The 24,948-nt window shown below is 56.7% G+C and carries 21 protein-coding genes; 9 read left to right on the top strand and 12 right to left on the bottom strand.

Translation table 11 applies throughout. The features are described from left to right. The first annotated feature begins 446 nt into the window (after nucleotides 1-446). On the top strand, nucleotides 447-2,066 hold the full coding sequence (locus GOV90_RS08930; RefSeq protein WP_171092667.1) for a GMC family oxidoreductase: 1,620 nt from the start codon (nucleotides 447-449) through the stop codon (nucleotides 2,064-2,066). A gap of 4 nt (nucleotides 2,067-2,070) precedes the next feature. Here the strand turns inward: GOV90_RS08930 and GOV90_RS08925 are convergent, their stop codons facing one another. Next, entirely contained in the window at nucleotides 2,071-2,916 is an 846-nt protein-coding gene (locus GOV90_RS08925) for an SDR family oxidoreductase (protein ID WP_171092670.1), read from the bottom strand. A gap of 88 nt (nucleotides 2,917-3,004) precedes the next feature. Between GOV90_RS08925 and GOV90_RS08920 the strand changes: the two genes are divergently transcribed. Continuing rightward, nucleotides 3,005-3,637, top strand: coding sequence for a class I SAM-dependent methyltransferase (locus tag GOV90_RS08920; protein ID WP_171092672.1), 633 nt, complete (start codon nucleotides 3,005-3,007; stop codon nucleotides 3,635-3,637). A 24-nt stretch (nucleotides 3,638-3,661) separates the two neighbouring features. Here the strand turns inward: GOV90_RS08920 and GOV90_RS08915 are convergent, their stop codons facing one another. After that, nucleotides 3,662-4,651: a sterol desaturase family protein gene (locus tag GOV90_RS08915; RefSeq protein WP_171092673.1), complete on the bottom strand. Its 990-nt coding sequence runs from the start codon at nucleotides 4,649-4,651 to the stop codon at nucleotides 3,662-3,664. Between the two features lie 23 nt (nucleotides 4,652-4,674). Beyond that, nucleotides 4,675-5,430 carry a class II aldolase and adducin N-terminal domain-containing protein gene (locus GOV90_RS08910; RefSeq protein ID WP_171092675.1) on the bottom strand — a complete coding sequence of 252 codons (756 nt, stop codon included), beginning with the start codon at nucleotides 5,428-5,430 and terminating at the stop codon, nucleotides 4,675-4,677. 114 nt (nucleotides 5,431-5,544) lie between these two features. Between GOV90_RS08910 and GOV90_RS08905 the strand changes: the two genes are divergently transcribed. From GOV90_RS08905 to GOV90_RS08890, 4 genes are all read left to right on the top strand, one after another. Next, entirely contained in the window at nucleotides 5,545-6,414 is an 870-nt protein-coding gene (locus GOV90_RS08905) for a LysR family transcriptional regulator (protein WP_171092677.1), read from the top strand. A 164-nt stretch (nucleotides 6,415-6,578) separates the two neighbouring features. Continuing rightward, the gene (gene ade / locus GOV90_RS08900) at nucleotides 6,579-8,381 is read left to right on the top strand and encodes an adenine deaminase (protein WP_171092679.1); all 1,803 of its coding nucleotides are present in this window, start codon (nucleotides 6,579-6,581) and stop codon (nucleotides 8,379-8,381) included. Then, nucleotides 8,378-9,841, top strand: a complete 1,464-nt coding sequence (locus GOV90_RS08895; protein WP_171092682.1) for an AMP nucleosidase — start codon at nucleotides 8,378-8,380, stop codon at nucleotides 9,839-9,841. Before ade ends, GOV90_RS08895 begins: the two co-directional genes overlap by 4 nt. 130 nt (nucleotides 9,842-9,971) lie before the next feature. Then, on the top strand, nucleotides 9,972-10,259 hold the full coding sequence (locus GOV90_RS08890) for an HU family DNA-binding protein (RefSeq protein ID WP_068347305.1): 288 nt from the start codon (nucleotides 9,972-9,974) through the stop codon (nucleotides 10,257-10,259). A 57-nt stretch (nucleotides 10,260-10,316) separates the two neighbouring features. Here the strand turns inward: GOV90_RS08890 and GOV90_RS08885 are convergent, their stop codons facing one another. Further along, on the bottom strand, nucleotides 10,317-10,550 hold the full coding sequence (locus GOV90_RS08885; protein ID WP_171092684.1) for a hypothetical protein: 234 nt from the start codon (nucleotides 10,548-10,550) through the stop codon (nucleotides 10,317-10,319). A 115-nt stretch (nucleotides 10,551-10,665) separates the two neighbouring features. After that, nucleotides 10,666-11,862, bottom strand: coding sequence for a BCCT family transporter (locus tag GOV90_RS08880; protein WP_171093338.1), 1,197 nt, complete (start codon nucleotides 11,860-11,862; stop codon nucleotides 10,666-10,668). A 182-nt stretch (nucleotides 11,863-12,044) separates the two neighbouring features. Between GOV90_RS08880 and GOV90_RS08875 the strand changes: the two genes are divergently transcribed. Next, complete coding sequence (locus tag GOV90_RS08875; protein ID WP_171092685.1) at nucleotides 12,045-12,932, top strand: DMT family transporter; 888 nt, start codon at nucleotides 12,045-12,047, stop codon at nucleotides 12,930-12,932. Here GOV90_RS08875 and GOV90_RS08870 read toward each other — a convergent pair. Continuing rightward, a complete protein-coding gene (locus GOV90_RS08870; protein WP_171092688.1) occupies nucleotides 12,908-13,429 on the bottom strand; it encodes a glutathione peroxidase in 522 nt (173 codons plus the stop codon). The genes GOV90_RS08875 and GOV90_RS08870 overlap by 25 nt on opposite strands. Before the next feature lie 144 nt (nucleotides 13,430-13,573). On the opposite strand from GOV90_RS08870, the gene msrB reads away from it, so the two are divergent. Further along, nucleotides 13,574-14,020, top strand: coding sequence for a peptide-methionine (R)-S-oxide reductase MsrB (gene msrB, locus GOV90_RS08865; RefSeq protein WP_171092690.1), 447 nt, complete (start codon nucleotides 13,574-13,576; stop codon nucleotides 14,018-14,020). Then, on the top strand, nucleotides 14,020-14,532 hold the full coding sequence (msrA, locus tag GOV90_RS08860; protein WP_171092693.1) for a peptide-methionine (S)-S-oxide reductase MsrA: 513 nt from the start codon (nucleotides 14,020-14,022) through the stop codon (nucleotides 14,530-14,532). The genes msrB and msrA overlap by 1 nt, the downstream gene beginning before the upstream one ends. A 39-nt stretch (nucleotides 14,533-14,571) precedes the next feature. On the opposite strand, the gene GOV90_RS08855 is transcribed toward msrA, so the two are convergent. The 6 genes from GOV90_RS08855 to gltB form a co-directional block, all read right to left on the bottom strand. Further along, nucleotides 14,572-16,575, bottom strand: coding sequence for a hydantoinase/oxoprolinase family protein (locus tag GOV90_RS08855; RefSeq protein ID WP_171092695.1), 2,004 nt, complete (start codon nucleotides 16,573-16,575; stop codon nucleotides 14,572-14,574). A 72-nt stretch (nucleotides 16,576-16,647) separates the two neighbouring features. Further along, complete coding sequence (gene queG / locus GOV90_RS08850) at nucleotides 16,648-17,685, bottom strand: tRNA epoxyqueuosine(34) reductase QueG (protein WP_171092697.1); 1,038 nt, start codon at nucleotides 17,683-17,685, stop codon at nucleotides 16,648-16,650. 72 nt (nucleotides 17,686-17,757) lie between these two features. Continuing rightward, nucleotides 17,758-18,423, bottom strand: a complete 666-nt coding sequence (locus GOV90_RS08845) for a glutathione S-transferase family protein (RefSeq protein ID WP_171093340.1) — start codon at nucleotides 18,421-18,423, stop codon at nucleotides 17,758-17,760. Nucleotides 18,424-18,481: 58 nt separating this feature from the next. After that, nucleotides 18,482-19,216, bottom strand: a complete 735-nt coding sequence (gene mtgA, locus GOV90_RS08840) for a monofunctional biosynthetic peptidoglycan transglycosylase (protein WP_171092699.1) — start codon at nucleotides 19,214-19,216, stop codon at nucleotides 18,482-18,484. Nucleotides 19,217-19,255: 39 nt separating this feature from the next. Continuing rightward, entirely contained in the window at nucleotides 19,256-20,170 is a 915-nt protein-coding gene (locus GOV90_RS21360; protein ID WP_171092701.1) for a Hint domain-containing protein, read from the bottom strand. Nucleotides 20,171-20,372: 202 nt separating this feature from the next. After that, complete coding sequence (gltB, locus tag GOV90_RS08830) at nucleotides 20,373-24,905, bottom strand: glutamate synthase large subunit (protein WP_171092703.1); 4,533 nt, start codon at nucleotides 24,903-24,905, stop codon at nucleotides 20,373-20,375. Nucleotides 24,906-24,948 lie beyond the last annotated feature (43 nt).

The raw sequence follows: 24,948 nt of genomic DNA, 5'->3' as shown, positions 1-24,948 counted from the left end.
AGCGTCACCGCCGCTTCCGCAGCGTCCCAGCGCCTCAGCAGCGCCGGTGAAGGGGTATTTACGGATTAGGTCTGGGACCTGCAACCCCCATTTTGAAAAAACTTCACATTTCTCATCGTTTTCTTCAGTTCGTTAATGAAAACAACATATTACGTTAATAAATCAATCTCGCAGATGCGCTTTGAGCGCTTAGGAAACATGAGAAACTAGGCGAAACGAACCTTAGAGGCGGAATCGCGGTGCGTAGAGGATCATCGGTACTCCAAAAGCCATTGAGAGCGCCGGTCTGCATCAGTCGAATATTTGGAGTAGCAACTTAAAGGCCTCGGTAACTGACTTGGCGTTATAATTGTTTTTTTACTAAAATCCCGCAGTGTTCCCAAAACCGCTAGATCAGGACGCCAAAGACCCAGCGGCCACTGCTGAAAGAAGTTGGGAGCACAGTATTGCAATTCGACTATGTCATCGTTGGCGGAGGTTCTGCGGGATCTGTACTGGCACATCGCCTCAGCGAAGATCCCAGCATACGCGTGTGTGTGCTTGAGGCCGGAGGCCGCGGCAATGGCATGGTTGTCCGGGTGCCATCCGCTGTTGTTGCAGCTTTGCCGGGGCGACCTCGAATTAACAACTGGGCCTTCGAGACCGTTCCGCAGCCCGGTTTGAATGGACGCAGGGGCTATCAACCACGTGGTAAGGCCCTGGGCGGTTCAAGCGCGATCAATGCGATGCTTTATATCCGGGGTCAACGACAAGACTATGACGGATGGGCGGACCTTGGGTGCGATGGGTGGGATTGGACCAGCGTATTGCCTTATTTCAAACGCGCTGAGAATAACGAACAAGGCGCAGATGACATGCATGGCGATAGCGGACCTCTGCATGTCTCGCACCAAAAAGAACCGCGCCCTGTCACCCGCGCCTTTGTTGAAGCCGCTGAGCAATTGCAACACCGCAGCACAGACGACTTCAATCGCGGTGATAATGAAGGCGTTGGACTTTATCAGGTCACGCAGTTCCACGATCCGGCAAAAAATGGCGAGCGTTGCTCTGCTGCGGCGGCGTATCTGTTTCCAGCATTGAGCCGCCCCAACCTGACCGTCATCACACATGCCCATGTCAAAGAGCTGACGTTCGAAGGAAGACGTGCCAGCGGAGTGACCTATCAGAAAAAAGGCAAAGGCGCAGATTTCACGGTGACAGCCACGCGCGAAGTCCTGCTGTGCGCCGGTGCGTTGAAGTCGCCGCAATTGCTACAGCTATCCGGTATAGGTGCGATAGGTGATCTGAAACCGCACGGAATCGCGATACGTCATGAGTTGCCGGGCGTTGGACAAAACCTGCAGGACCATCTGGACTTCATTCTCACGTACCGCAGCAAAGACACAAACACGTTCGGCATAGGACCTGTGGGGGCCGCCCGACTGCTTGGACATATTCACAGGTGGCGCAAGACAGGTGTATCCATGGCTGCCACCCCGTTTGCCGAAGGCGCGGCTTTTCTGAAAACCAGTCCAGATCTCGAGCGCCCGGATATTCAGCTGCATTTCACTATCGCAATGGTCGATGATCACGCTCGCAAACTGCATTACGGATACGGATATGGTTGCCATATCTGCAAGTTACGCCCGGACAGCCGCGGAACAGTCGGGCTGCGCAGTGCTGACCCGATGGACACACCCAACATCGACCCGGCCTTTCTGTCAGACGACAGGGATATTGAGACCATGATCAAAGGGGCGCGTATGACACGGGACATCCTCGAAGCGCCCGCTTTGGCGAAATACCGACACAAAGAGATGTTCGGAACAGATAGCGCCCAAACCGACGCGGATTGGGAAAAGCACATCCGCGCCCGCGCCGATACAATTTATCACCCGGTCGGCACCTGCAAAATGGGGCACGACCCGATGGCGGTAGTGGATCCCGAACTGCGCGTACATGGCATAGAAGGGCTGCGCGTAGTCGACGCGTCGGTCATGCCAACACTTGTGTCTGGCAATACAAACGCGCCAACCATCATGATCGCGGAAAAAGCGGCGGACATGATCAAGGCAGCAGCGTGTTAAGGTGCTATTGGCCTTTCATCAAAGCGTCTAACCCGACCCTGTAGTTGGGGTAGATCAATCTCACGCCCAACTCGTCCTTGATCCGACTGTTCCGCACACGCTTGTTCTCATTATAGAAGCTGCGCGCCATTGGCGTCAGGTCGGCCTCTTCAAAGGACACCGCCGGCGGAAGGGGAAGACCTTGTAACTCAGCAGCGTAACCAATGACGTCCTGGGGCGGGACGGGTTCATCGTCACATACATTGTAGACGCGACCCGGGTTGGGCTTAGTCATTGAGGCTTCAAGGATTTGCGCGATATCTTCCACGTGAATGCGCGAAAACACCTGCCCCGGCTTGATGATACGCCGCAACCCACCGCGTTTCAGCTTGGAAAAGGGACCTCGGCCCGGGCCATAGATGCCAGCCAGCCGGAAGATATGTACCGGCAGGCCGGGAATAGATGACCATTGCTGCTCGGCCAACATGCGCCATTTGCCGCGTTTGGCGGTCGGAGCCGGAGGCGTGTCTTCGTCAACCCATCCGCCCTGATGATCGCCATAAACGGCAGTTGTCGACAAATACCCAACCCATGTGAATTGCGCCGCGCGGCGGGCGATTTTCTCACCCAGCGCCGCCAAAACCGGATCGCCCTCTGCATTCGGGGCGGTCGAAATCAGAAGATGCGTCACCCCATCCAGAGTCGGTTCCTGTCCAGGCCAGACCAACGGCTCGGCACCCGAGTCTCGGATGGCTGCCATGCCTTCGTTGTCACGTGTGGTGCCAAAAATGCGCCAGCCTTTCGGAGCAATATGTCGGGACAGGGCCTGTGCGGAATAACCATGGCCAAATGAGAAAAGCGTCTGAGTCATGCCCCTTTGATGGGCCTCAGTGCACCGGGATGCAAGCGCTGCATGGACGCACTTGAATCGAATCTTTGGATGCGGCTTTCTGTTGGGTATGAGCGACAAGAAACCCGATTTGCATTCGGCCTATGCGCTGAACTCCCCAAATGAACACAAACGCCTCTATGCGGAGTGGGCCGGAGATTATGATGACGGCTTCGCCGCGCGCGAGGATTACCAGCTTCACACCCACACCGCACGGGCATTCGTGGGTGCAGGCGGTCAGGGCCCGGTTCTGGATGTCGGCGCGGGCACAGGTCTTTGCGGCGCAGTGTTGTCCGGGCTGGGCGTTGGGCCTATTGATGCGACCGATATCAGCGCGGAAATGCTGGATCAGGCCATGCGCAAGGATATCTACCGCGACGCGATCGAAGCAAACCTGACCCAGGGCATTCCGGTACCGCGTGAAAGCTATTCCGGCATCGTCTCATCCGGGACCTTCACCCACGGCCATCTCGGCCCCGAGGTCTTTCCCGCGCTTTTGCGTGTCGCACGGCCTGGTGCGCAGTTCGCTCTTTCGATCAATGCCCGTCATTTCGAAAAACTGGGTTTCGCAGAAAAACTGCGTCAATTGGAACAGGGTCAGATTCGAAATCTGACCCTGCCCGAAGTTCGTATTTATGGCGATCTTGCCGCTGGCCCCAACAAAGACGACACGGCGTTCATTGCTTTGTTTGAGCGGGTTTAAACTGAGGTAATCAGACCGAAACCATCAGGTGTACATCTGCTTTTTGTACGCGCGCGTACGCGTCGTCGCCTCAGCCGAGCCATCGTGGTAGGTGCCGAACCACTTGTCGAACGGGATTTCGGACGTGCCGTAGTTGCACTCGAAATACCTGTGGTGAAGCTGGTGGAAGAAATCCCCAGCTCGCGCGGCCTCGGTCTCGCCAGCTTTCAATTTTTCGAACCCTGAATGGGACAGAACCGGGCTGATCTGCTGGAATGAACTGTGAAACAGCAGATGCAGCGGATGAGACGGCACAATCAGGTGGATGAAGTAGGTGGTGAAATAAAGCAGGTTTTCATACCAGTGGTTCGAAATCCCAGACCAGGGCCCGATATTGACATTGCGGTGATGCACGGCGTGGACGTGTTTGTAGAGCTTTGGGTGATGCTCTAGCCGGTGCACCCAGTAAAAGTGCAGGCCGGACCACATCGGAATGAACATCATCCACAATACGAACCAAAGCGGAGCTTCAGCCCAGGTGATCGTCGGCGCCCAGCCATTGGCCATGGCCCAGTAGATGATCCACTGATAAACGGTGGCCACTGTCATGGCGCTGCCCAGTGTCCACCAGATATTGTCCCAAACCTGATTGCGGAAGGTAAACGTTCCGTTGTTCCGCGTCAGATCCCGCCGGTCGAACTTCTTATACATGCCCTGCCCTTTGCGCATGTAAAGCCACCAATGCAGCCCCCCAGCCACCAGGATTTGCGGCACCATGTTCAACAGCCAGATCCGAAACATCCAGCCGGACGCAAAGCTCTGCATTGTCTCTAATGCAGGGAAAAAGAAGGCATAGGCAATTACCGCCAGGACCATGCACAAGGTCAGGGACGTGATTTGCAGCCACGCGCCGCTGTACCATTTCAGAACAGCCGCGGGGCGCGGTGGCCAGCTGAACAAAGGGTTCAGACCCACGGGGCCTTCGGGGTGATAGTGCCAGCGGGCGGTTTCGGGATCCGGGGCGATATCCGTCATGATGCTCTCTTTAGGATGTGCAGTCAGGTTGCGTAGTCTGATTCCTCTGCGTCGAGAATCGCCTTGATCTCACGCAGGTGGGCTTCGGCCTGGTCGGGGTAGTCGTCCAGTTCTTGTGCGGTTTTCTCGGCAATCTCATCCGAAAGCACACGCAGGGGCAGGCCCGTTTGCAATGCGCGGATATACGTCTCGGCCGCGCGTTCAAAGTAATACAGCCGGTTGAACGTATCTGCGGGATCGCTGCCGATGATCAGAACGCCATGATTGCCCATGATCATGACCTTTTTCTTTGGGTCCGTCAGCATCCCGGCACAGCGTTCGCCTTCGCTTTCGAAGGCTAGCCCGCCGAACTCTTGATCAATCACATAGCGATTGTAGAAGGTTGCCGTGTTCTGATCGATCGGCGGCAAGGTGCTGTCGGCCAGAGAGGCCAGAACTGTCGCAAAGATCGAATGCACGTGCATGACGCAACGCGCATGCGGACAGTGGCGATGAATTGACCCATGCAACCCCCATGCGGTGGGGTCCGGCGCGCCGGGTTGGGACATCACGTCAGGATCTTTGGCATCCAACAACAACAAGTCTGACGCGCGAATGCGCGAGAAATGCGCCTGATTGGGGTTCATCAGGAACTGCGTGCCGTCCTCGTTCACTGCAAGGCTGAAATGGTTGGCGACAGCCTCGTGCATGTTCAGCCGCGCGGTCCAGCGGAACGCGGCAGCCATATCCACACGCTCGGACCAGTGATCGATATTGGGGCGAAGGTTGGTAACACTCATGCGGCGGCTCCTGTTGCGGCTGACCTTGGATAAAGCCTGCATTTGACTTGCGCGTTTGACCAACGAAAAAAACAAAGCTATCCCATTAGCTGAACTTATGCCGGGGTTATGTCGATGCATAACAAACTGCCTCCGCTGGGCTGGCTGCGCACGTTTGAAGCCGCAGCACGGCATCTGTCTTTCACCGGCGCAGCGCGGGATCTGAACATGACGCAAAGCGCTGTCAGTCAGCAGATAAAATCGTTGGAAGGCCATCTGGGGCAGCCCTTATTCCTGCGCCGCCCCAAAGCGTTAGAACTGACCGAGGCCGGAATCACCTATTTGCCAGTAGTCCGAGAAGCGTTTCGGACGCTTATGCGCGGCACACAGGCTGTCACCGGTGCGCAGCCAAACGCTGTTCAGGTGCAATGCAACATCAGCTTTGCCGTCAATTGGCTGGCCCCGCGCCTGCCGATGTTTCAGGCCGAGCATCCTGATGTACAGTTAAATATCTTCACCGAACTCTGGGAACCACGAGAGATGGCCGAAGGTGCTGCGGTTGAGATTCGCTTTTCGTTGCGCCCATCAGACACCACCCGGACCGAGATGCTGCGCACTGAACACTATTATCCGGTCTGTGCCCCAGGGTATCAGGTGAGTCTGGACGATCTTCAGGAAAAACCGTTGTTTGATTGCTCTAATCTGCTGTCCAATTGGTCAAGCTGGGCAGAAGAACAGCGTCTAACATGGGGAAACCCATCGATTACCTATGCAACAACCTATCTGGTTTGCCTTTCTGCAGCCATGGCGGGCGGGGGCCTGTGCCTTGCGCATGACGCCATTGCACACCACCTGATCGAACGCGGGCAGCTTGTCGCGCCGTTTGAACATCGCGCGCCGATGCCCGAGGCATATTATCTGCTGTTGTCCCCGCAGGCCGAGGACACGCCCGGAGCTGTGGCCTTTGCGAATTGGATTCGGCGCGAGATTGCGCCAGCCACGTAACCTGGCAAGCTTTCGCCTTTGCCCAAGGTCACTGCGCACCTGTCCAATGGCCGGGCGGCATGGGCGCGCTGCAAGTGGATACTGGCCAAACAGGAATTTATGATCTGTTTGTGACAGCGCAGAACCGGGGTTGCACCTGCTGGCGCATTCGTGAAAGTTGAGCCATGGAATACACACCCTTCCCAAGCTGGCCCGACGTCGCCCCCAAATTGATCGCAGTTGCCGCCGGACGCGACGCCGCCGACACCGTAATTCAGGGCGGAATCTGGGTAAACGTACATACACGCGAACTTTTGCCGGATCATTCGGTTGCGATTGCAGCCGGGCGGATTGCTTTTGTCGGGTCTGACGCCTCGCATTGCATTGGCCCGGAAACACAGATCATCGACGCGCGTGGCCGCTATATTCTGCCCGGCCTGTGCGACGCGCATATGCACATCGAATCTGGTATGCTCACCCCTGCCGAATTCGCACGCGCGGTCATCCCGCACGGTACGACCAGCATGTTCACCGATCCGCATGAGATCGCCAATGTGCTTGGTCTGGACGGTGTGCGCATGATGCATGACGAAGCGATGATGCAACCGGTCAATATTTTTACTCAAATGCCGTCCTGCGCCCCATCTGCCCCGGGGCTGGAAACGACCGGTTATGAAATCACGCCCGAAGATGTGACGGAAGCCATGAACTGGCCCGGTATCATCGGGCTGGGTGAAATGATGAATTTCCCGGGTGTAATCCATGGCGACCCCAAGATGCTGGCCGAGATTGCAGCCACGCAACGGGCGGGTAAAACCGTGGGCGGACATTACGCTTCGCCCGATTTAGGGTCTGATTTTGCAGCCTATGTGGCCGGTGGACCAGCGGATGATCACGAAGGCACCTGCGAAGCCGACGCCATTGCCCGGGTGCGGCAGGGAATGCGGTCGATGATGCGCTTGGGCTCGGCCTGGTATGATGTCGAAAGTCAGATCACCGCCGTGACCGAGAAAGGGCTGGATCCGCGTAACTTCATTCTGTGCACCGACGATTGCCACTCGGGCACGTTGGTCAATGACGGGCATATGAACCGTGTCGTGCGCCACGCCATTGCCTGTGGATGTGACCCTTTGGTCGCGCTGCAAATGGCAACGATCAATACAGCGTCACATTTTGGGCTGGAACGTGAAATCGGGTCCGTGACACCGGGGCGCAGGGCAGACATCCTTCTCAGCTCGGACCTGACGAGCTTGCCGATCGAAACAGTGATCGCCCGTGGGAAAGTGGTTGCGGAAAACGGTAAGATTGCGGTGGATTGCCCGCATTTGAACTGGCCCGAAAAGGCACGTAACACCGTTCACTTGGGGCACGATCTGAGCGCGACCGATTTTGAGATCAAGGCCCCGGACGGGGCGAACCGGGTGCAGGCTAATGTTATCGGTGTGGTGGAAAACCAGGCCCCGACCAAAGCGTTGAAATCTGAACTGCCGATCATCGGTGGGCTGGTCGAGGGCGAAGGTGATGTCTGCCAGATCGCTTTGGTCGAGCGGCACCGCGCGACAGGTGGTGTGACCAACGCATTTGTCTCGGGTTTCGGCTATCAGGGCAAGATGGCCATGGCCTCGACCGTGGCGCATGACAGTCACCACATGATCGTTGTCGGCACGGACCGGGAACAGATGGCCTTGGCCGCCAACCGTCTGGCCGAAGTGGGTGGTGGCATCACTCTGTTCCGTGACGGGCAGGAACTGGCTTTGGTGGAATTGCCCATCGCTGGCCTGATGTCCGACAGCCCCGCCGCCGAGGTCGCAGCCAAAGCCGATAGGATGGTGCAAGCCATGCAGGACTGCGGCTGTCAATTAAACAACGCGTATATGCAGCACTCATTACTGGCGCTGGTCGTGATTCCAGAGCTTCGAATCTCGGACCTCGGGCTGGTGGACGTACGCACCTTTGAAAAAATCGACCTTTTGGAACCTTTGGCATGACGACACTTCTGACCCCTGAATCACAAGCGCCAGACCAATTCACCGATCCGGCAGCCGCCGTTGCCCGTCTGGAAGAGCTTTACACACAAGCCACGGAATTCCTGTGCGACAGCTTTTCAAAAGCGATGCAGGAAGGTGCCCCATCCGCGCGGTACAGAGCCTATTACCCGGAAATTCGCATCCGAACATCCACCTATGCGCAGGTCGACAGCCGCCTGAGCTTTGGCCACGTTTCTGAACCCGGCGTCCATGCCACCACCGTGACACGGCCCGATCTGTTCCGGTCTTACCTAACCCAACAGATCGCATTGTTGATCAAGAATCACGGCCAGCCAGTCACGATTGCAGCCTCGGACACACCCATCCCGGTGCATTTCGCAGTGGCAAACAATTCAGATCTGGTTGTGCCACATCAGGGCGCGGCCGCGTTTACACTGCGCGATGTGTTTGACGTGCCGGATCTGAGCACCACCAACGACGACATCGTCAACGGTGTACACGATCACGAGGATGTCGTTGGACCCCTGTCGCTGTTTACCGCCCAGCGCGTGGATTATTCGCTGGCCCGTCTGGCGCATTACACGGCGACCGATGCAAGCCATTTTCAGAATCATGTACTGTTCACGAACTATCAGTTCTATGTATCGGAGTTCGAAAACTACGCCCGCGAGCAATTGGCAGATCCCGCCAGCGGCTATACCAGCTTTGTCTCAACCGGAAACGCCGAGATCACGGACCCAGAGGCAGCGATCGAACAACCGCTGAAACTGCCACAGATGCCGACCTATCACCTCAAGCGGGAAGATGGTTCGGGGATCACATTGGTGAATATCGGTGTTGGTCCGTCAAATGCAAAAACCGCAACAGACCATATCGCCGTTCTGCGCCCTCATGCCTGGTTGATGGTTGGCCATTGCGCCGGGTTGCGTAACACGCAAGCCTTGGGCGACTTTGTACTGGCCCATGCCTATCTGCGTGACGACAAGGTTCTGGACGACGATCTGCCTGTCTGGGTTCCGATTCCTCCACTGGCCGAGGTTCAGGTGGCCCTGGAACGCGCCGTGGCTGAAGTGACGGAGTTGGAAGGCTATGAGCTGAAGCGGATCATGCGGACAGGAACTGTGGCCTCGGTCGATAACCGCAACTGGGAATTGCGTGATCAAACCGGCCCGGTCCAGCGTCTCAGCCAATCGCGCGCAATTGCGCTGGATATGGAGAGCGCGACCATTGCTGCAAACGGCTATCGCTTCCGCGTACCCTACGGCACTTTGCTGTGCGTTTCGGACAAGCCGTTGCACGGTGAACTGAAACTGCCAGGTATGGCATCGTCCTTCTATACCACTCAGGTCAGCCGTCATCTGGCCATCGGTATCAAGGCAATGGAGCACTTGCGCGGCATGCCGCTTGAGCGGTTACACAGCCGGAAATTGCGTTCCTTTGACGAAACAGCCTTCCTCTGACGCAAAAAAGCAACGTTTTCCCCATATTTTTAGGGGTTTCAGCGCTACTATTCGTTGTGTTCGCCCACAATATCCCGTTACAGTTACGCGGTGAGGCCCTATAGATCGGGCACGTTAAGGAGACCAAGAAATGGCAAAGCCTATGACTAAGACTCAGCTGGTTGCTGCTCTCGCTGAGGAAATGGGAACCGACAAGAAATCCGCGAACGCGGCGCTGGAGGCCATCACCGGCCTGATCACCCGCGAAGTTTCTGCCGGTGGCGCAGTGACGCTGCCCGGCGTCGGCAAAATCTACTGCCGCGAGCGCCCCGAGCGTCAGGTCCGCAACCCGGCCACTGGTGAAACCTTCACCAAAGAAGCCGACAAGGTTGTGAAAATGACCATCGCGAAAGCGCTGAAGGACAGCGTGAACGGCTAAGTTCCGTTTTTTCGACATGATCAAGGGCCGCCAATTGGGGGCCCTTTTTCTTTGGCCTCAATGCAAGCTCAGCAAGACCTCCAGGTCACGGCGGCTCAACCGCTCCATCAGCGACCGTTCGTCAGACGTAAGCTTCGCGTCACCGCGAATATACTTTTCCAGATGCAAGGCAATGTCACTAGTCGGTCTGTAATACAGATCAGGATCAAGTTGGCTAAGTGCTTCGACCAGACGCATCAGAATTTTCTTCTGTTTCTCTGAGTCAAGATCTTTGCGTTTTTCTTCCAGCACTCTGCACACCTTTCGTCTTTCCCGGTAAAACATAGGGCAAACCTGATGGTCGCCAAGATGCAACGAAAAAGGGGCACCTTTGGGGTGCCCCTCAGATCAGTGATTTGATCGACGATTAGTGAACCGTCTCAACCTTATGGAAGTCCAGATCGCGGCCTTCAGGCATCGCATCGATGCTCAACACCTCTTTGCGCTTTGTGATCAGGATATAGACCACGCAGGCCAGATACAGACCAACAACCACCGCGCCGATCCACTGGATTTGCAGCCACTGGCTTTGGAAAAGCAAAGTCAGGACGAACAGCAGCACAACGTTGCCCGCCACATAAGGGGCCTTACCGAACCGCTCAACCGTCATGTTCAGGTTGTCTGTGTACAGGCGGATCAGCGAGTCGAGCGAGTTGATCACAAAGGTCACGCCAACGATCACCATCGCGATGTTGGTGATGCCAGCGGTGCTGATGCCGTTGAGGTGGTAATAGTACAGAACCGTGAACCAGATACCCAGCGGGATGGATGGAAAGATCAACAGTGCCGCCAGCAATTGCCACGTCGTCAGACCACCCACAAAGCGCGAGGTGAACTGACCGATCATGATCGACCAAGCGAACCACCAGAACAGGTAGAAGGCGTGATAGTCGGTCAGCGGCAGGACAAACTTGTGCAGGTTGGCGAAATAGGCACCAATATTGCTGCCGGTTTCCACAAACCCGGTTACGCCCATGCCTGCTGCGGCCCACATACCGATGATCAAAGCCAGGAACAGGAAGGTCGAACCCACCGACAGGATGCGTACGTATTTCAGGTCAGTCGACGAATAGGCCGCCGCCAGGATAACCACGAAGACGATGATGTAGAACGTGGTTACGACGGACTCGCCGTCTCCGACTTCAGGCAAGTAGCCGGGCAGATAGATCAGGAAAAGGCTGGCGGTGAAAGCGCAGGTGCCGATGATGACCACGTTGTTGATCAACTTGACCAGAGGGATCTCAAAGAACTTCACACGCGGTTCGATGACGCAGAAATAGAAGGCTGTCAGGAAATAGAACGCCCAGATCAGGAAGCCCCAGAACCCAAACTCGATTGCCAACGGATTGGCGAATGCATAAGCAGGGTCTTCGGCATAGCCGCCGAATTCAGTCAGAGGGAACATGATCAGGCCGACATCCAGTCCGGATGTGAACAGGATCGCGATGAACGTGAACAGATGAACCGGTGTCACACCAACGCAACGCAGGTTCCACCATTTCACGACGAAGAAAGCGACCAGGCCCAATGCCAGCAGGACGCCAAAAGATAGAATGTACTCCAGAAGCACTGACAAACCTCCCTTGTTTGGTCAGATCGTCAAGCCGTTATAATTTATTGGCTAATCAATCAATAAAAACATGCACAAATCACACCGCATGTTACCTGCGTGTCTTTTTTGGCGCAGGCAACTTGCAGCGAGTTGGAAAATCGGGAACAGTCCGCCCAACATGACGGGGGGTCTCCATGGATCTGCGCGCCATAGCCATGGGGCTTACATTTGCTCTGATCTGGTCGTCTGCCTTTACCTCGGCGCGTATTATCGTTGCAGATGCCTCGCCTTTGTTTTCGTTGGCGCTACGATTTCTGATTTCTGGTGTTCTGGGCGTGATGATTGCAAGGGCGATGGGCCAAAGCTGGCACCTGACCCGGAACCAGTGGCGCGCAACGATCCTGTTCGGAATTTGCCAAAATACCCTTTATTTGGGTCTAAACTTCTATGCCATGCAAACGGTAGAAGCCTCGGTCGCCGCCATTATCGCATCCACAATGCCCTTGTTGGTGGCGCTGGCAGGGTGGTTGATTTTCAAGGAGAAGTTACGCCCGCTTGGCATACTTGGTTTGTTCGCAGGTTTCGCAGGTGTTGCGCTGATCATGAGCAGTCGGGTCAGTGCGGGTGTCGATATGTTCGGGGTCGCACTTTGCGGTATCGGAGCCCTGGCGTTGACATTTGCCACGCTCGCGGTTCGCGGCGCGACGTCTGGTGGGAACTTTATGATGGTGGTGGGGCTTCAAATGTTGGTTGGCTCAGCGGCCTTGTTTGTCGCTGCACCTGTCTTTGAAACGATTTACATTCGCCCGACTCTGCCACTGGCGCTGGCGTTCACTTATACCACTTTGTTCCCCGGGCTGCTCGCGACGCTGATTTGGTTCTTGCTGCTGGACCGCATTGGTGCCGTCAGGGCGGCAACATTTCATTTCCTCAACCCTGTATTCGGGGTCACAATCGCGGCGATCCTGCTGGGCGAAAAGTTAGGAGCCATGGATGCCGTTGGCGTGGGCGTCACAACACTTGGCATTCTTGCCGTCCAACTCTCGCGGCAACCCGCTCAGGGCAGCAAAGCTTCGACCTGAGACAACAGCTTGCGAGAATCGGGTTTGACGTTCGAACCATAGGTCGCAACCACTTCGCCCGCTGGATCGATCAGGATCTTGTTAAAGTTCCACTTGGGCGTGAACCCAGTCTGGGCGGCGACGGCTTTGTAAAACGGGTGGGCGTCTTTTCCCTTAACTGGCGTAATATCTGTCATCGGCAACGTCAGCCCATAGTTCATCTCGCAGAACTGTTTTACCTCTTCGGCGGACCCAAGTTCCTGATTGAACGAATCTGAGGGGACCGCGAGAACGACCAACCCTTTGTCGGAGTACGCCTCATGCACCTTTTGTAGAGCCGCATACTGTCCGGTGAAGCCGCAGTGTGACGCGGTATTGACCACCAGTACCGGTTGGCCACGCCAATCTTCAATGGCCAATGTACCCCCGTCGATCGAGGCGAACTCGCCGGTCAACGGCGCGGCCTGAACGGCACGTCCCAGTAAGATCAGGGCAGTCAGAAGCAGCAATCTGAACATGTCTTGTCCTCCCTTTAAATCTGATACGCGGTTCGTCAGCACTCAGATCACTTGCACGACTGCGAGAGCCGGTTGAAATATCGCTTTGCTTTCCCCTCTGCAGTCCCCAGATTATGGCACAATACTTTACCAGCCGGAGGATCCATGACCCGCTATACCAAAGACCCCACGGCCATCGCTGCGCTTTCGCCCGAAGAGTTTCACGTCACTCAACGCAGTGGGACTGAACGTCCAGGCACCGGAAAATACCTGAACAACAAGGAACCGGGGATCTATGTGGACATCGTATCTGGTGAGCCACTTTTCGCCTCGACCCACAAATACGAATCCGGGTGCGGCTGGCCCAGTTTTACCAAGCCGATCATCCATGAACATGTGGAAGAGTTTCGCGATACAACGCATGGTATGATCCGGACCGAGGTCCGCTCGAAACACGGCGACAGCCATCTGGGGCATGTCTTTCCCGATGGCCCGCGCGAACATGGCGGGCTACGCTATTGCATCAACTCCGCCTCTCTTCGGTTCATCCATCGTGACGAAATGGAAGCCGAAGGATATGGCGAATATCTGATTCATGTGGAGGACATCTGATGACCGAACAACGCGCTGTACTGGCCGGAGGCTGCTTTTGGGGCATGCAGGACCTGATCCGCAAAATGCCGGGCGTTTCACGCACCCGCGTCGGTTACACCGGCGGCGATGTGCCCAACGCGACCTATCGCAACCACGGTACCCACGCCGAAGGGATCGAGATCTGGTTTGATCCGTCGCAGATCAGCTATCGCGACCTGTTGGAGTTCTTTTTCCAAATCCACGATCCGACTACGATTAACCGTCAAGGCAACGATCGCGGCATGAGCTATCGCTCGGCAATCTATTATGTGGACGACGCTCAGCAGCAGGTTGCGGTCGATACCATCGCTGACGTGAACGCCAGTGGCCTGTGGCCCGGCAAGGTCGTGACCGAAGTTGAACCTGTCGGAGATTTCTGGGAGGCCGAGCCAGAGCATCAGGATTATCTGGAGCGCATTCCGAACGGCTATACCTGCCACTTCCCGCGCCCGGATTGGGTCCTTCCTAAACGCGCCAGCGCCGCAGAATAAAGCACCACCTGCCCGGCCCCTCTGAACTCTTCAGGGGGGCTAGCCTGTCGCCACCCTTGGTCGCCCGCTTGCCTCGACCGTAATCATGGCTTCGACAAAAACATCCTTGGCCTCGACCCGCGCCGTTTTGATATCGCGATCCACGATCACCCGGATATCTTCCGCGCCGGCTTCTCTGACTGCACTCTCGGCTTCGAATTTCAAAACCCGTTCCAACAACGCCAGCGCTTCATCCGATGCAGAAAAATCCTGTGGCCCGTCCTCAAGATGCACACGATACCGCCCTTCGGTCGGTGACGTGACCGTACCAGACCGCCGCAATGTCAGTCGTCCAACAACCGCGCCGATCGCATTCGCTACGCCAGCGTGCTCGGGCAGGATCATGCGACAGTGCAACCGCTCGCCCACTGCGGGGTAATAGCTGGGGGCTGACGCTCCAAGGCCCACCACATCCACGTTCAACGCGGCATTTAACGACAACAAACCACGATGTTGCGCCAACCCACGCTGCGTCAACACATGCCGCGCCAATTCCTGGGGTGACAATCCGAAATCGTCCTGCTCTTCATCAAAAGCAGCCTCTAACAAGGTCAAACTGGTCTGTTCCGTCAATTGATCCACGATCATCTGCGCCAATGCCTTTGGCGAATTTGCCAGCATGTCCCCGGATCCGACCCGTTTCCGGGCCACCAGCTCCAAGGCCTTGCGTGCAGCTTCAGAATCCCAAGCATCGACGCGGCCCAATACATGACTCGCGTCCGACGGCGTCACGCCCGAGACTTGGACGATCCCGCGGTCGACCAAGCGATTCAGTGCGCCATTCTCCATCCGCGACCGCAACAGTGCGCCAAGCGGAAGAACCTGATCGCCCAGACGTTCCAACAACATCTCTTCCCGAGCGCCGACACCATCCGCATGCACACCCGGCACGCGTCGCACAAATCGGGTGTCGTGCTCGCCCACCGTGGTCGCTCGCAGTTGTTCGTCCAGAATGGCGTGCACAACCTCAGGCGCTTCCGCTGCGATCAAAGACACGGGCAGAACACGCCGAGGCCCCAGAAACACGCCACCCTGCAACCCTTCGGTCACAACATGAACCTGGCTGTCCCCTCCCAAACCATGTGTGCGCATCGCCACAGCCTCGACCATGGTTCGAAATCCACCGACTTGCGCGCCGCCTGGATCAATAGCAGGCTTGCCATCCCGGATCAGCGCAACATCAGTTGTGGTTCCACCAATATCCGACACCAGCGCATTGTCAGCCCCGGTCAGCCAGCGCGCACCGACAATCGAAGCCGCCGGACCGCTCAGGATGGTCTCAATCGGGCGCTCCCGCGCCTGTTCGGCGCTCATCAAAGCTCCATCGCCACGCACAACCATCATCGGGGCCGAGATTCCCAGAACGCGCAATTGATCTTGCGCGCGTCCGATCAGACGATCAATCATTCCGATCAAACGCGCATTCAGTACCGCCGTCACAGCACGTTTCGGCCCGTTCAACTTGGCCGACAAATGATGCGAACATGTCACCGGCGCACCGGTCCTTTCAGATACGATCCGCGCCGCCTCCAGCTCATGCGCTGGATTACGGGTTGCGAATTGGGCCGCAATCGCAAAGCCAGAAATGCCTTTGTGATTGTCTAAAAACTGCTCCAAGGCGGCAGTATCCAGCGGCGAAGCTTCGCCGCCGGAATGTGTATGGCCACCCGCAATCACAAGCGCCGGATCATCTTTCAGCGCGTCCTTCAAGCCATGCTTTACCAGATCATTCGTCTTGAACCCGATATAGATCAGCCCGACACGCCCACCCTGCCCTTCAACCAAAGCATTTGTGGCCAGTGTCGTGGACAATGACGCCATCGCAATCTGATCCGGCGAGACCTGCGCGTCTTCCAGCACGGCAGAGATCGCCTTGCCCACACCGATGGCCAAATCCGCACGCGTGGTCAGCGACTTGGCCGAGGCGATCACCTCTTTCTCATCCCGGATCAACACCGCATCGGTATAGGTTCCGCCCGTATCCACCCCCAAAGACAGAGTCATCGGGTCCTCCTTACTGTTCGCTGCGATTGGGTGTAGCGGTTATGCGCGACGCGTCCAGCCTGTTTGCGGCATTTATGACAGCTGTTCTACCGCCCAGCGTGCCGCGTCGGCCACGGTTTCATCCGGGTCGCTTGTCAACACCTGTGCAACCGGCCTCAAGTTTGAGTGACCCGAGTTTCCAATGGCGTAAAGCACATTCCGGACGAACCGGTCCCGCCCGATGCGCTTGATGGGTGAACCAGAGAACTTCGAACGAAAGGCCGCATCATCCAGCGCCGCCAGCTCTGCCAGTGACGGTGCTTTCAGATCAGCCCGGGCGGCATAGCGTATATCGCTGGCAGCGACGGCAAACTTGTTCCAGGGACAAGCCGCCAAGCAGTCATCGCAACCATAGATCCGATTGCCCATCTTATTGCGCAACTCGGGCTCCACTGGACCTTTATGTTCAATGGTCAGGTACGAAATGCACCGCCGTGCATCCAATTGATACGGGGCCGGAAACGCATCGGTCGGGCAGCTGTCCAGACAGGCGCGACACGAACCACAGTGATCTACCTCCGGCGCGTCCGACGGTAACTCAATTGTCGTAAAAACAGAGCCTATAAAAGCCCAATTCCCCCATTCACGACTGACAAGGTTGGTGTGCTTGCCCTGCCACCCAAGGCCAGCAGCATGCCCCAAGGCTTTTTCCGGAACCGGAGCGGTGTCGACAAAAACCTTTACCTCGCCCCCCGCTTCAGCAATCAACCATCGCGCCAATCGCTTGAGGCGTTTCTTCACCAGATCATGGTAATCCTTGTTCTGTGCATAAACGGAAATAGCGCCGCGATCCGGATGGTTCAGAACCTCTGTCGGGTTATGCTCTGGCGTGTAGCTTTCAGCCAACATGATCACAGACCGCGCCTCAGGCCACAGGGCGGCGGGATCACCGCGCCAATGCACCCGCTCAGCCATCCACCCCATCTGTCCGTGATACCCGGCCTCCAAAAACGCCCCAAGGCGTTCGGGCACCTGCGGAACATCCCAAGGACGGCACACGCGGCACGACACAAACCCCTCTGCCAGGGCCTGTTGCACCAGCTTTTTCTTCAGGTCCGATCCGCTCTTCATCTGGCCCAAAATACCTCCGGGGGAATCGCGCCCCCGGCGCGATGGGGGCAGGCAGCCCCCTGCTGAACCCTATCAGAAATCCAGATCGGCGTAATGAGGCGGCGGCCGAAACCCTGGCACCTGATCCGCCAGAATGGACCGAAACGCCGGGCGCGACTTGATCTTCGCGTACCAATCCTTGACCACCTGGCTGCGGTTCCAGTCTACGTCCGAGATATAATCCAGCGCCGACAAATGTGCCGCCGCCGCGAAATCGGCCAAAGTCATTTGATCCCCGGCCAGCCATCGGCGGTGATCCAGCAGCCAGGCCATATAGTCCAGATGATACTTGATCGCCTTGGCACCCTGTTTGACATTCTTGCTGTCCGGGTATCCCTGACCGGTCACCTTCTTGTTCACTCGCTCATATAAAAGCTTCGATGTCACTTCGTGATGGAACTTGTCGTCAAACCATCCCACAAGGCGACGAACTTCAAACCGAGCTTCGGGGTTTTTCGGCATCAAGGGCGGTTCGGGGCGAGTTTCTTCGATATATTCGCAGATCGCCGCACTTTCCGACATGATTTGCCCGTCCAAACGCAACACCGGCACTTTTCCCGCCGGATTTCGGCGCAGAAAGTCCGGATCCTGTTCCCAGTATCGCTCCTCGACCAATTCAACTTCGATCTTCTTCTCGGCCAAAGACAATCGGACCTTGCGGCAATACGGAGAGAGGGGAACGTGAAACAGACGCGCCATGGGCTTCCAATCGAACCAGTGCATACCCGACTGATTTAGCCCTTGAGGGCGGCGGGTTTCAATCCTCGAAACAATCTGCGCGACCATCTGCGCGGATGGTGGCCGCCCCATCCAGAATCGAAGCTGCGCGTCGACGCGTGCGCACGCTTGGATCTGTGACCGAACGATTGCGCGGTGATGGTAGAATGGCAGCAATCCGGGCCGCCTGAACAGAAGTCAATTGCGCAGCACTTCGGTTGAAATAGCGCTGTGCCGCTGCTTCAACGCCAAACACGCCGTTACCGGTTTCTGCAACGTTCAGATAGACTTCGAGAATACGCTGCTTGCTCCAGAAGATCTCAACCACCGGGGTGATTGAGGTTTCCATCGCCTTCCTCACCCAGCTGCGCCCTTGCCAGAGAAACACGTTCTTCACCACCTGCTGCGTGATAGTCGACGCGCCGCGATTGCCGCCGCCTTCAAGTGCGTCACGTATGGCTTCAACATCGAATCCCCAGTGCTGGCAGAAATTCGCATCTTCCGCCGCGACAACCGATCGGGCCATGATCGGGGAAATCTCTTCTATCGGAACCCACTCGCGTTCGACTTTGCCCAACCGCCGCCACTCGGACCATATGGTGTGGGTTACCGGCGGGTTTACAACCGAATAGAACAAGACCAAGGCGACCACGAGGCCGGTAATCGCCAAAGCGGCACGTGTCGCCCAACGACGGACCGTTTGGGCCACAGTTGATTTCCGTTTGGTTGCCTTACTTTTTTTTCCGCCTGATTTGCGGGCTGCTTTCTTCGCCATATCTCAGCTATACGACGCGTCGCCGGGGTTTGAAACGGCCTAAATTCCCAAGGCGCGCGCCTCTCGCGGGTGGACGACCGGGCGCGCCGTTTCCAGCGACATCGGGTCCGCTCCGGCCAGTTCAGGAAACAGGTGCAACACTTCGCTTTGGGTCTCTCGGTCCGCGGCCGTCAAAGCGTGACCCGGATAATAGCTTTCACTTTTTGCCCCGTTGGCGATGATGATTTCATGCCTCTTGAACAGCAGGTGAACGTATTCCACCTCCCCGCCTTCAACGCGGGTCACTGTATCGCCGTTGACAAGAACATGGGCCGCGATCAGCGCCTCGGCGTGTCCAAACAAGTAGGATGCGCGCCAATCCTCGATCAGCATCCTATGCTGCGGCGAGACAAGAAGCGGACAGTCCAGATCGAAAACGCCTGCCTCAAATCGGATTGGGGCCAGTTTCCCTTTGGCCTCGACCCTTGTGCGCCCAACCCAGATCAAGGGCTGAGGGCCATGGTCCAGTGTCGTGACCAGATCACCAGCTTTCAGGTCTTCCACCGTGCGTTCCCCGTCAGGCGTTGCAATCATAGTGCCCGGCGTGAAACAGGGCGGACCCAAAGTACCAACATCCAGCGGTCCCTGTGTGTTGACGAAACTTGTCGAAACCAACGTCCCTGGCTGTAAAACCTGACCGTCTGTCGGGGTGAACACCCGAGACCCATCGGCCAGATAGAACGTGGTTCCGACATAGGTGACATTACCAACTCCGGTCACATTGATGGTGACCGTATCCCCTGGCCATGACGATGTGACGTCCTGCCCATTGACAGTATCACCACTGGGCGCATCGATTTCGTTGTCATCATCAACGTCCGTGAAATCGAAACTGGCGACAGCAATTGCCGTTCCCACAGGCGGAGGGTTCGCCGGATCAAAGGTGTAGAACTGGTCGCGATATGTTGTTGGCACTCTGCCGCCCCCGGTTTACGCCACGGGACATCTGAAGCAGCCCATGGTTTTCGCTCGAATTCCGGGGAAGATTGGCGAAATTCCGTTGCACAGGCAAGAATCCCGAAAAAACAGTGTAAACAAACCAGGCCCCGCGTGGTGCAAATGACACGCGAGGCCTGTTATTTAGTGCTTTTCAGCCGATAAAGCTTTGCAGCAGGCCTTATTCTGCTGGAACTGCGGTGGCTTCGATGCTCAGCGGATGGCTCAGCTTATTCAGCATCTCTTTGGGGCAAACTTGAAGGAAGTTGCCTTTTTCAACGTCCCAGTGTTGCAGGATGTCTGCGGCTTTCCGGCTATAGGTCTCTTCTGCGTGGCGTATGATCAGCGACTTCAGCTGTTCTTCCCAATGCGCAACAGAAACCGGGCAGGTGACAAGGGTTTCCATGTTCATCAGCGCTTGGGCTTTGCCTTCGGGATCATACAGATAGGCCATGCCACCTGTCATGCCGGCACCAAAATTGGCACCGATGTCGCCAAGGATCACCGCAACACCACCTGTCATGTATTCACAGCCATTCGAGCCACAGCCCTCGATCACCACCTTGGCGCCCGAGTTGCGCACGGCGAACCGCTCGCCCGCGCGACCGGCAGCAAACAGATGGCCATCGGTTGCACCGTACAAAACGGTGTTGCCGATGATGGTGTTCTCGTCTGCTTTCAGTGGGCTGACCTGCGGTGGGCGCACGACGATCATGCCACCCGAAAGTCCCTTGCCGACATAGTCGTTGGCATCGCCCGAAACTTCCAGCTTCAGACCCGGCGCGGCAAATGCACCCAATGACTGACCGGCAGATCCTTGCAGTTTCACGTGCAGGTGGTCGTCCTGGAACGTATTCCGCATACCAAAATTCTGAACGATATGACTGGAGACACGAGTACCCACCGTCCGATGCGTGTTCTGCACCGCGTAAGACAGTTGCATCTTCTCGCCGTCCTTCAGGAACCGCGCCGCGTCGCGCACGATTTCGGCGTCCAGAGTATCGGGTACAGCATTCCGATCCTTGTCGCGGTTGTAAACGATGTTGTGTGCACCATCGACGGTGATCAGCAACGGGTTCAGGTCCAGATCATCCAGATGCGCTGACCCACGGCTGACCTGAGCCAGCAGATCGGCACGACCAATGATCTCATCCATCGAGCGGGCACCAAGGCTGGCCAGAAGCTCACGCACTTCCTGCGCGTAGAAGGTGATCAGGTTCACCACCTTGTCCGCATTTCCGGTGAACTTGGCGCGCAGGCTTTCGTCTTGCGTACACACACCAACCGGACAGGTGTTCGATTGGCACTGACGCACCATGATACAGCCCATCGCAATCAGCGCAGCAGTGCCGATCCCGTATTCTTCGGCCCCCATCATCGCGGCCATAACAATGTCACGTCCAGTGCGCAGGCCACCATCGGTCCGCAAGGTTACGCGGTCGCGCAAGTTGTTCATCGCCAACACCTGATGCGCTTCGGTCAGGCCCATCTCCCACGGTAGGCCCGCGTATTTGATCGAGGTCGCTGGTGACGCACCAGTTCCGCCATTGTGACCCGAAATAAGGATAATATCGGCTTTTGCCTTGGCCACACCGGCAGCAATTGTGCCAACGCCCGAAGATGCGACCAGCTTGACTGTCACCTTGCAACGCGGGTTGATCTGCTTGAGGTCATAGATCAACTGCGCCAGATCCTCGATCGAGTAGATATCGTGGTGCGGCGGCGGTGAGATCAGCGTCACGCCCTTGGTCGAATGACGCAGACGCGCGATCAGGTCGGTGACCTTCATGCCCGGCAGCTGACCACCCTCACCCGGTTTGGCACCTTGAGCCACCTTGATCTCAAGCTCTTCGCACTGGTTCAGGTATTCTGCGGTTACACCAAACCGGCCCGAAGCCACCTGTTTGATCTTGGCGGATGGGTTGTCGCCATTGGGCTCGGGCACGAAATGCGCCGGATCTTCGCCACCCTCGCCTGAATCGGATTTCGCACCAATCCGGTTCATCGCCACGTTCAGCGTCTTATGCGCCTCGGGGCTGAGTGCACCCAAAGACATGCCCGGCGTGACAAAGCGCTTGCGGATCGAGGTGATCGATTCGACCTCTTCAATCGGGATCGCGTTGCCCATGGGTTTGAAATCCATCAGGTCGCGCAAGTGGATCGGCGGATTCGATTGCATCTTGGCCGAATACTGCTTCCACAACTCATAAGAAGCGCGGTTACAGGCCATTTGCATCATGTGCATCGAGGTCGCTTCCCACGCGTGGGTTTCACCCGATTTCCTCGCCTTGTAGAAACCACCAATAGGCAGAACATCCAGACCGCTGTCCCAAGCCTTAGCGTGGATGTCTTCAAGCTTGGCTTGAATACCCGTCACACCGATCCCCGAAATCCGGCTGGTCATGCCCGGGAAATACTCGGCCACCATGGCGCGGCTGAGGCCCACGGCCTCAAAGTTCAGCCCGCCACGATAGGACGAGATCACCGAAATACCCATCTTGGCCATAATCTTCAGCAGGCCCTGATCGATAGCTTCGCGATAACGGGCGACATTCTCGGTCAGGGTTCCGTCCAACAGACCACGATCAATGCGATCGGACAGAGAATCTTCTGCCAGATAGGCATTCACTACGGTCGCACCGCACCCGATCAGAACGGCAAAATAATGCGGGTCGATACATTCAGCGGAACGCACGTTCAAAGAGCAGAACGTCCGTAGCCCTTGCCGGGTCAGGTGTGAGTGAATTGCACTGGTTGCCAAAATCATCGGCATCGCAATCCGGCCCTCGCCCGTGTTCATGTCAGACAACACGATATGTCCTGCACCGGACCGAACGGCTTCTTCTGATTCGGCTCTAACACGGGCTAAAGCGACACTCAGTGCACCACGGCCAGATTCAAAGCTACAGTCGATTTCAACCAAGGGCGCATCAAAATTTTCGACCAACTTGTCCCATTGGGCGTTTCCAACAAAGGGGCTTTCCAGAACGATGATCTCGGTTTGGCTGCTGTCCTCATCCAACACGTTCTTGAGGTTGGCAAAGCGTGTTTTCAGCGACATCACCCGGTATTCGCGCAAACTGTCGATCGGTGGGTTGGTCACCTGACTAAAGTTCTGGCGGAAGAAATGGCTGAGTGGCCGGTACTGTTTCGACAAAACAGCCGAGGGCGTGTCGTCCCCCATTGAAGCAAGCGCTTCTTTGCCATCCTCGGCCATCGGGGCAAGGATCTGCTCTAGCTCTTCGACCGAATACCCCGCAGCGATCTGACGCTTACGCAGCTCTTCGCCAGAAAAAATCGGGGCTTCGCTGACACCGGCCAACGTGTCGTCCAGATCGTTGATCTTGCCAACCCACTCACCAAAGGGCAACGCACGTGCCAGTTTGTCCTTGATCTGTCTGTCGCGGTACAGCTTGCCTTTCTTCATGTCCACGGCCAGCATCTGACCGGGGCCAAGCGCGCCTTTTTCAGTGACGCTTGCCTCGTCGATCGGAACCATGCCCGCCTCGGACCCTGCAATGACAAGCCCGTCACCGGTAACCACATAGCGCATGGGGCGCAGACCGTTCCGATCCAGTCCGGCACAGACCCAACGACCATCGGTCATCGCCAGTGCAGCAGGTCCATCCCACGGCTCCATCACCGAGTTGCAGTAGGAATACATGTCGCGCCACGCCTGAGGCAGCTCTACCGCCTGTTTGGACCAGCTTTCCGGGACCAGCATGGTTTTCGCCATGGGCGCAGACCGGCCGGCACGCACCAAAACCTCGAAAACCGAGTCTAATGCGGCCGAATCCGACGATCCGCCAGCGATGATCGGCTTGATGTCCTCAGCGTAGTCACCAAAAGAACCACTGGCCATGCGGATCTCATGGCTTTTCATCCAATTTATATTGCCTTTCAGCGTGTTGATCTCGCCGTTATGGGCCAACATTCGGAAGGGTTGAGCCAGCCACCACTGCGGGAACGTATTGGTGGAGTAACGCTGGTGATAGATCGCAAAAGCGGACTCAAAGCGCTCGTCCATCAGGTCGGGATAGAACACGGCGACCTGTTCGGCCAGCATCATGCCCTTGTAGATGATCGAACGGCAGGACAACGACGCCAGATAAAGCCCTGAAATACCCGCGGCAGTCGCGGCTTTTTCGATGCGGCGCCGGATCACGTATAGCTCACGCTCAAATGTCTCTTCGTCCACACCCTTGGAGTTCGAGATCAGAATCTGTTCGATCTCGGGGCGGGTCGCATTGGCTTTTTCGCCCAGGCAAGTCACATCGACCGGCACGTGACGCCAGCCATAGATGTAGTAGCCCATGCGCAGAACTTCGGTTTCCACGATGGTCCGGCAGCTTTCCTGTGCACCAAAATCTGTGCGCGGCAGGAAAACCTGCCCCACTGCGATAAGCTCGTCTAGTTTGGGTTCGTGCCCGGTGCGGCGAATTTGGTCATAGAAGAAAGGAACAGGGATCTGAACGTGAATACCCGCGCCGTCGCCGGTTTTGCCGTCGGCGTCCACAGCACCACGGTGCCAAATCGCCTTTAGTGCATCAATCCCCGCGTCCACCACCTTGCGTGACGGCTTGCCATCTACAGATACAACTAGGCCCACACCACACGATGAATGCTCTTCTTCCTTGGAATAGAGACCGTTTTCCGCCATCCATTCGCGTTTGGCTTCCTCGGCTCGGACCCAATCGGCATCATATTTGGTCATTGGCTGTTTCCTTCTTTCAAGGGGACGTCTTGGCGTCGAACCC

The organism is Ruegeria sp. HKCCA5929 (assembly GCF_013034525.1).
In the GTDB taxonomy this organism is placed as follows: domain Bacteria; phylum Pseudomonadota; class Alphaproteobacteria; order Rhodobacterales; family Rhodobacteraceae; genus Ruegeria.
Note: the sequence above shows the minus strand (reverse complement) of the source record. Positions and strands in the feature narration are given on the sequence as shown.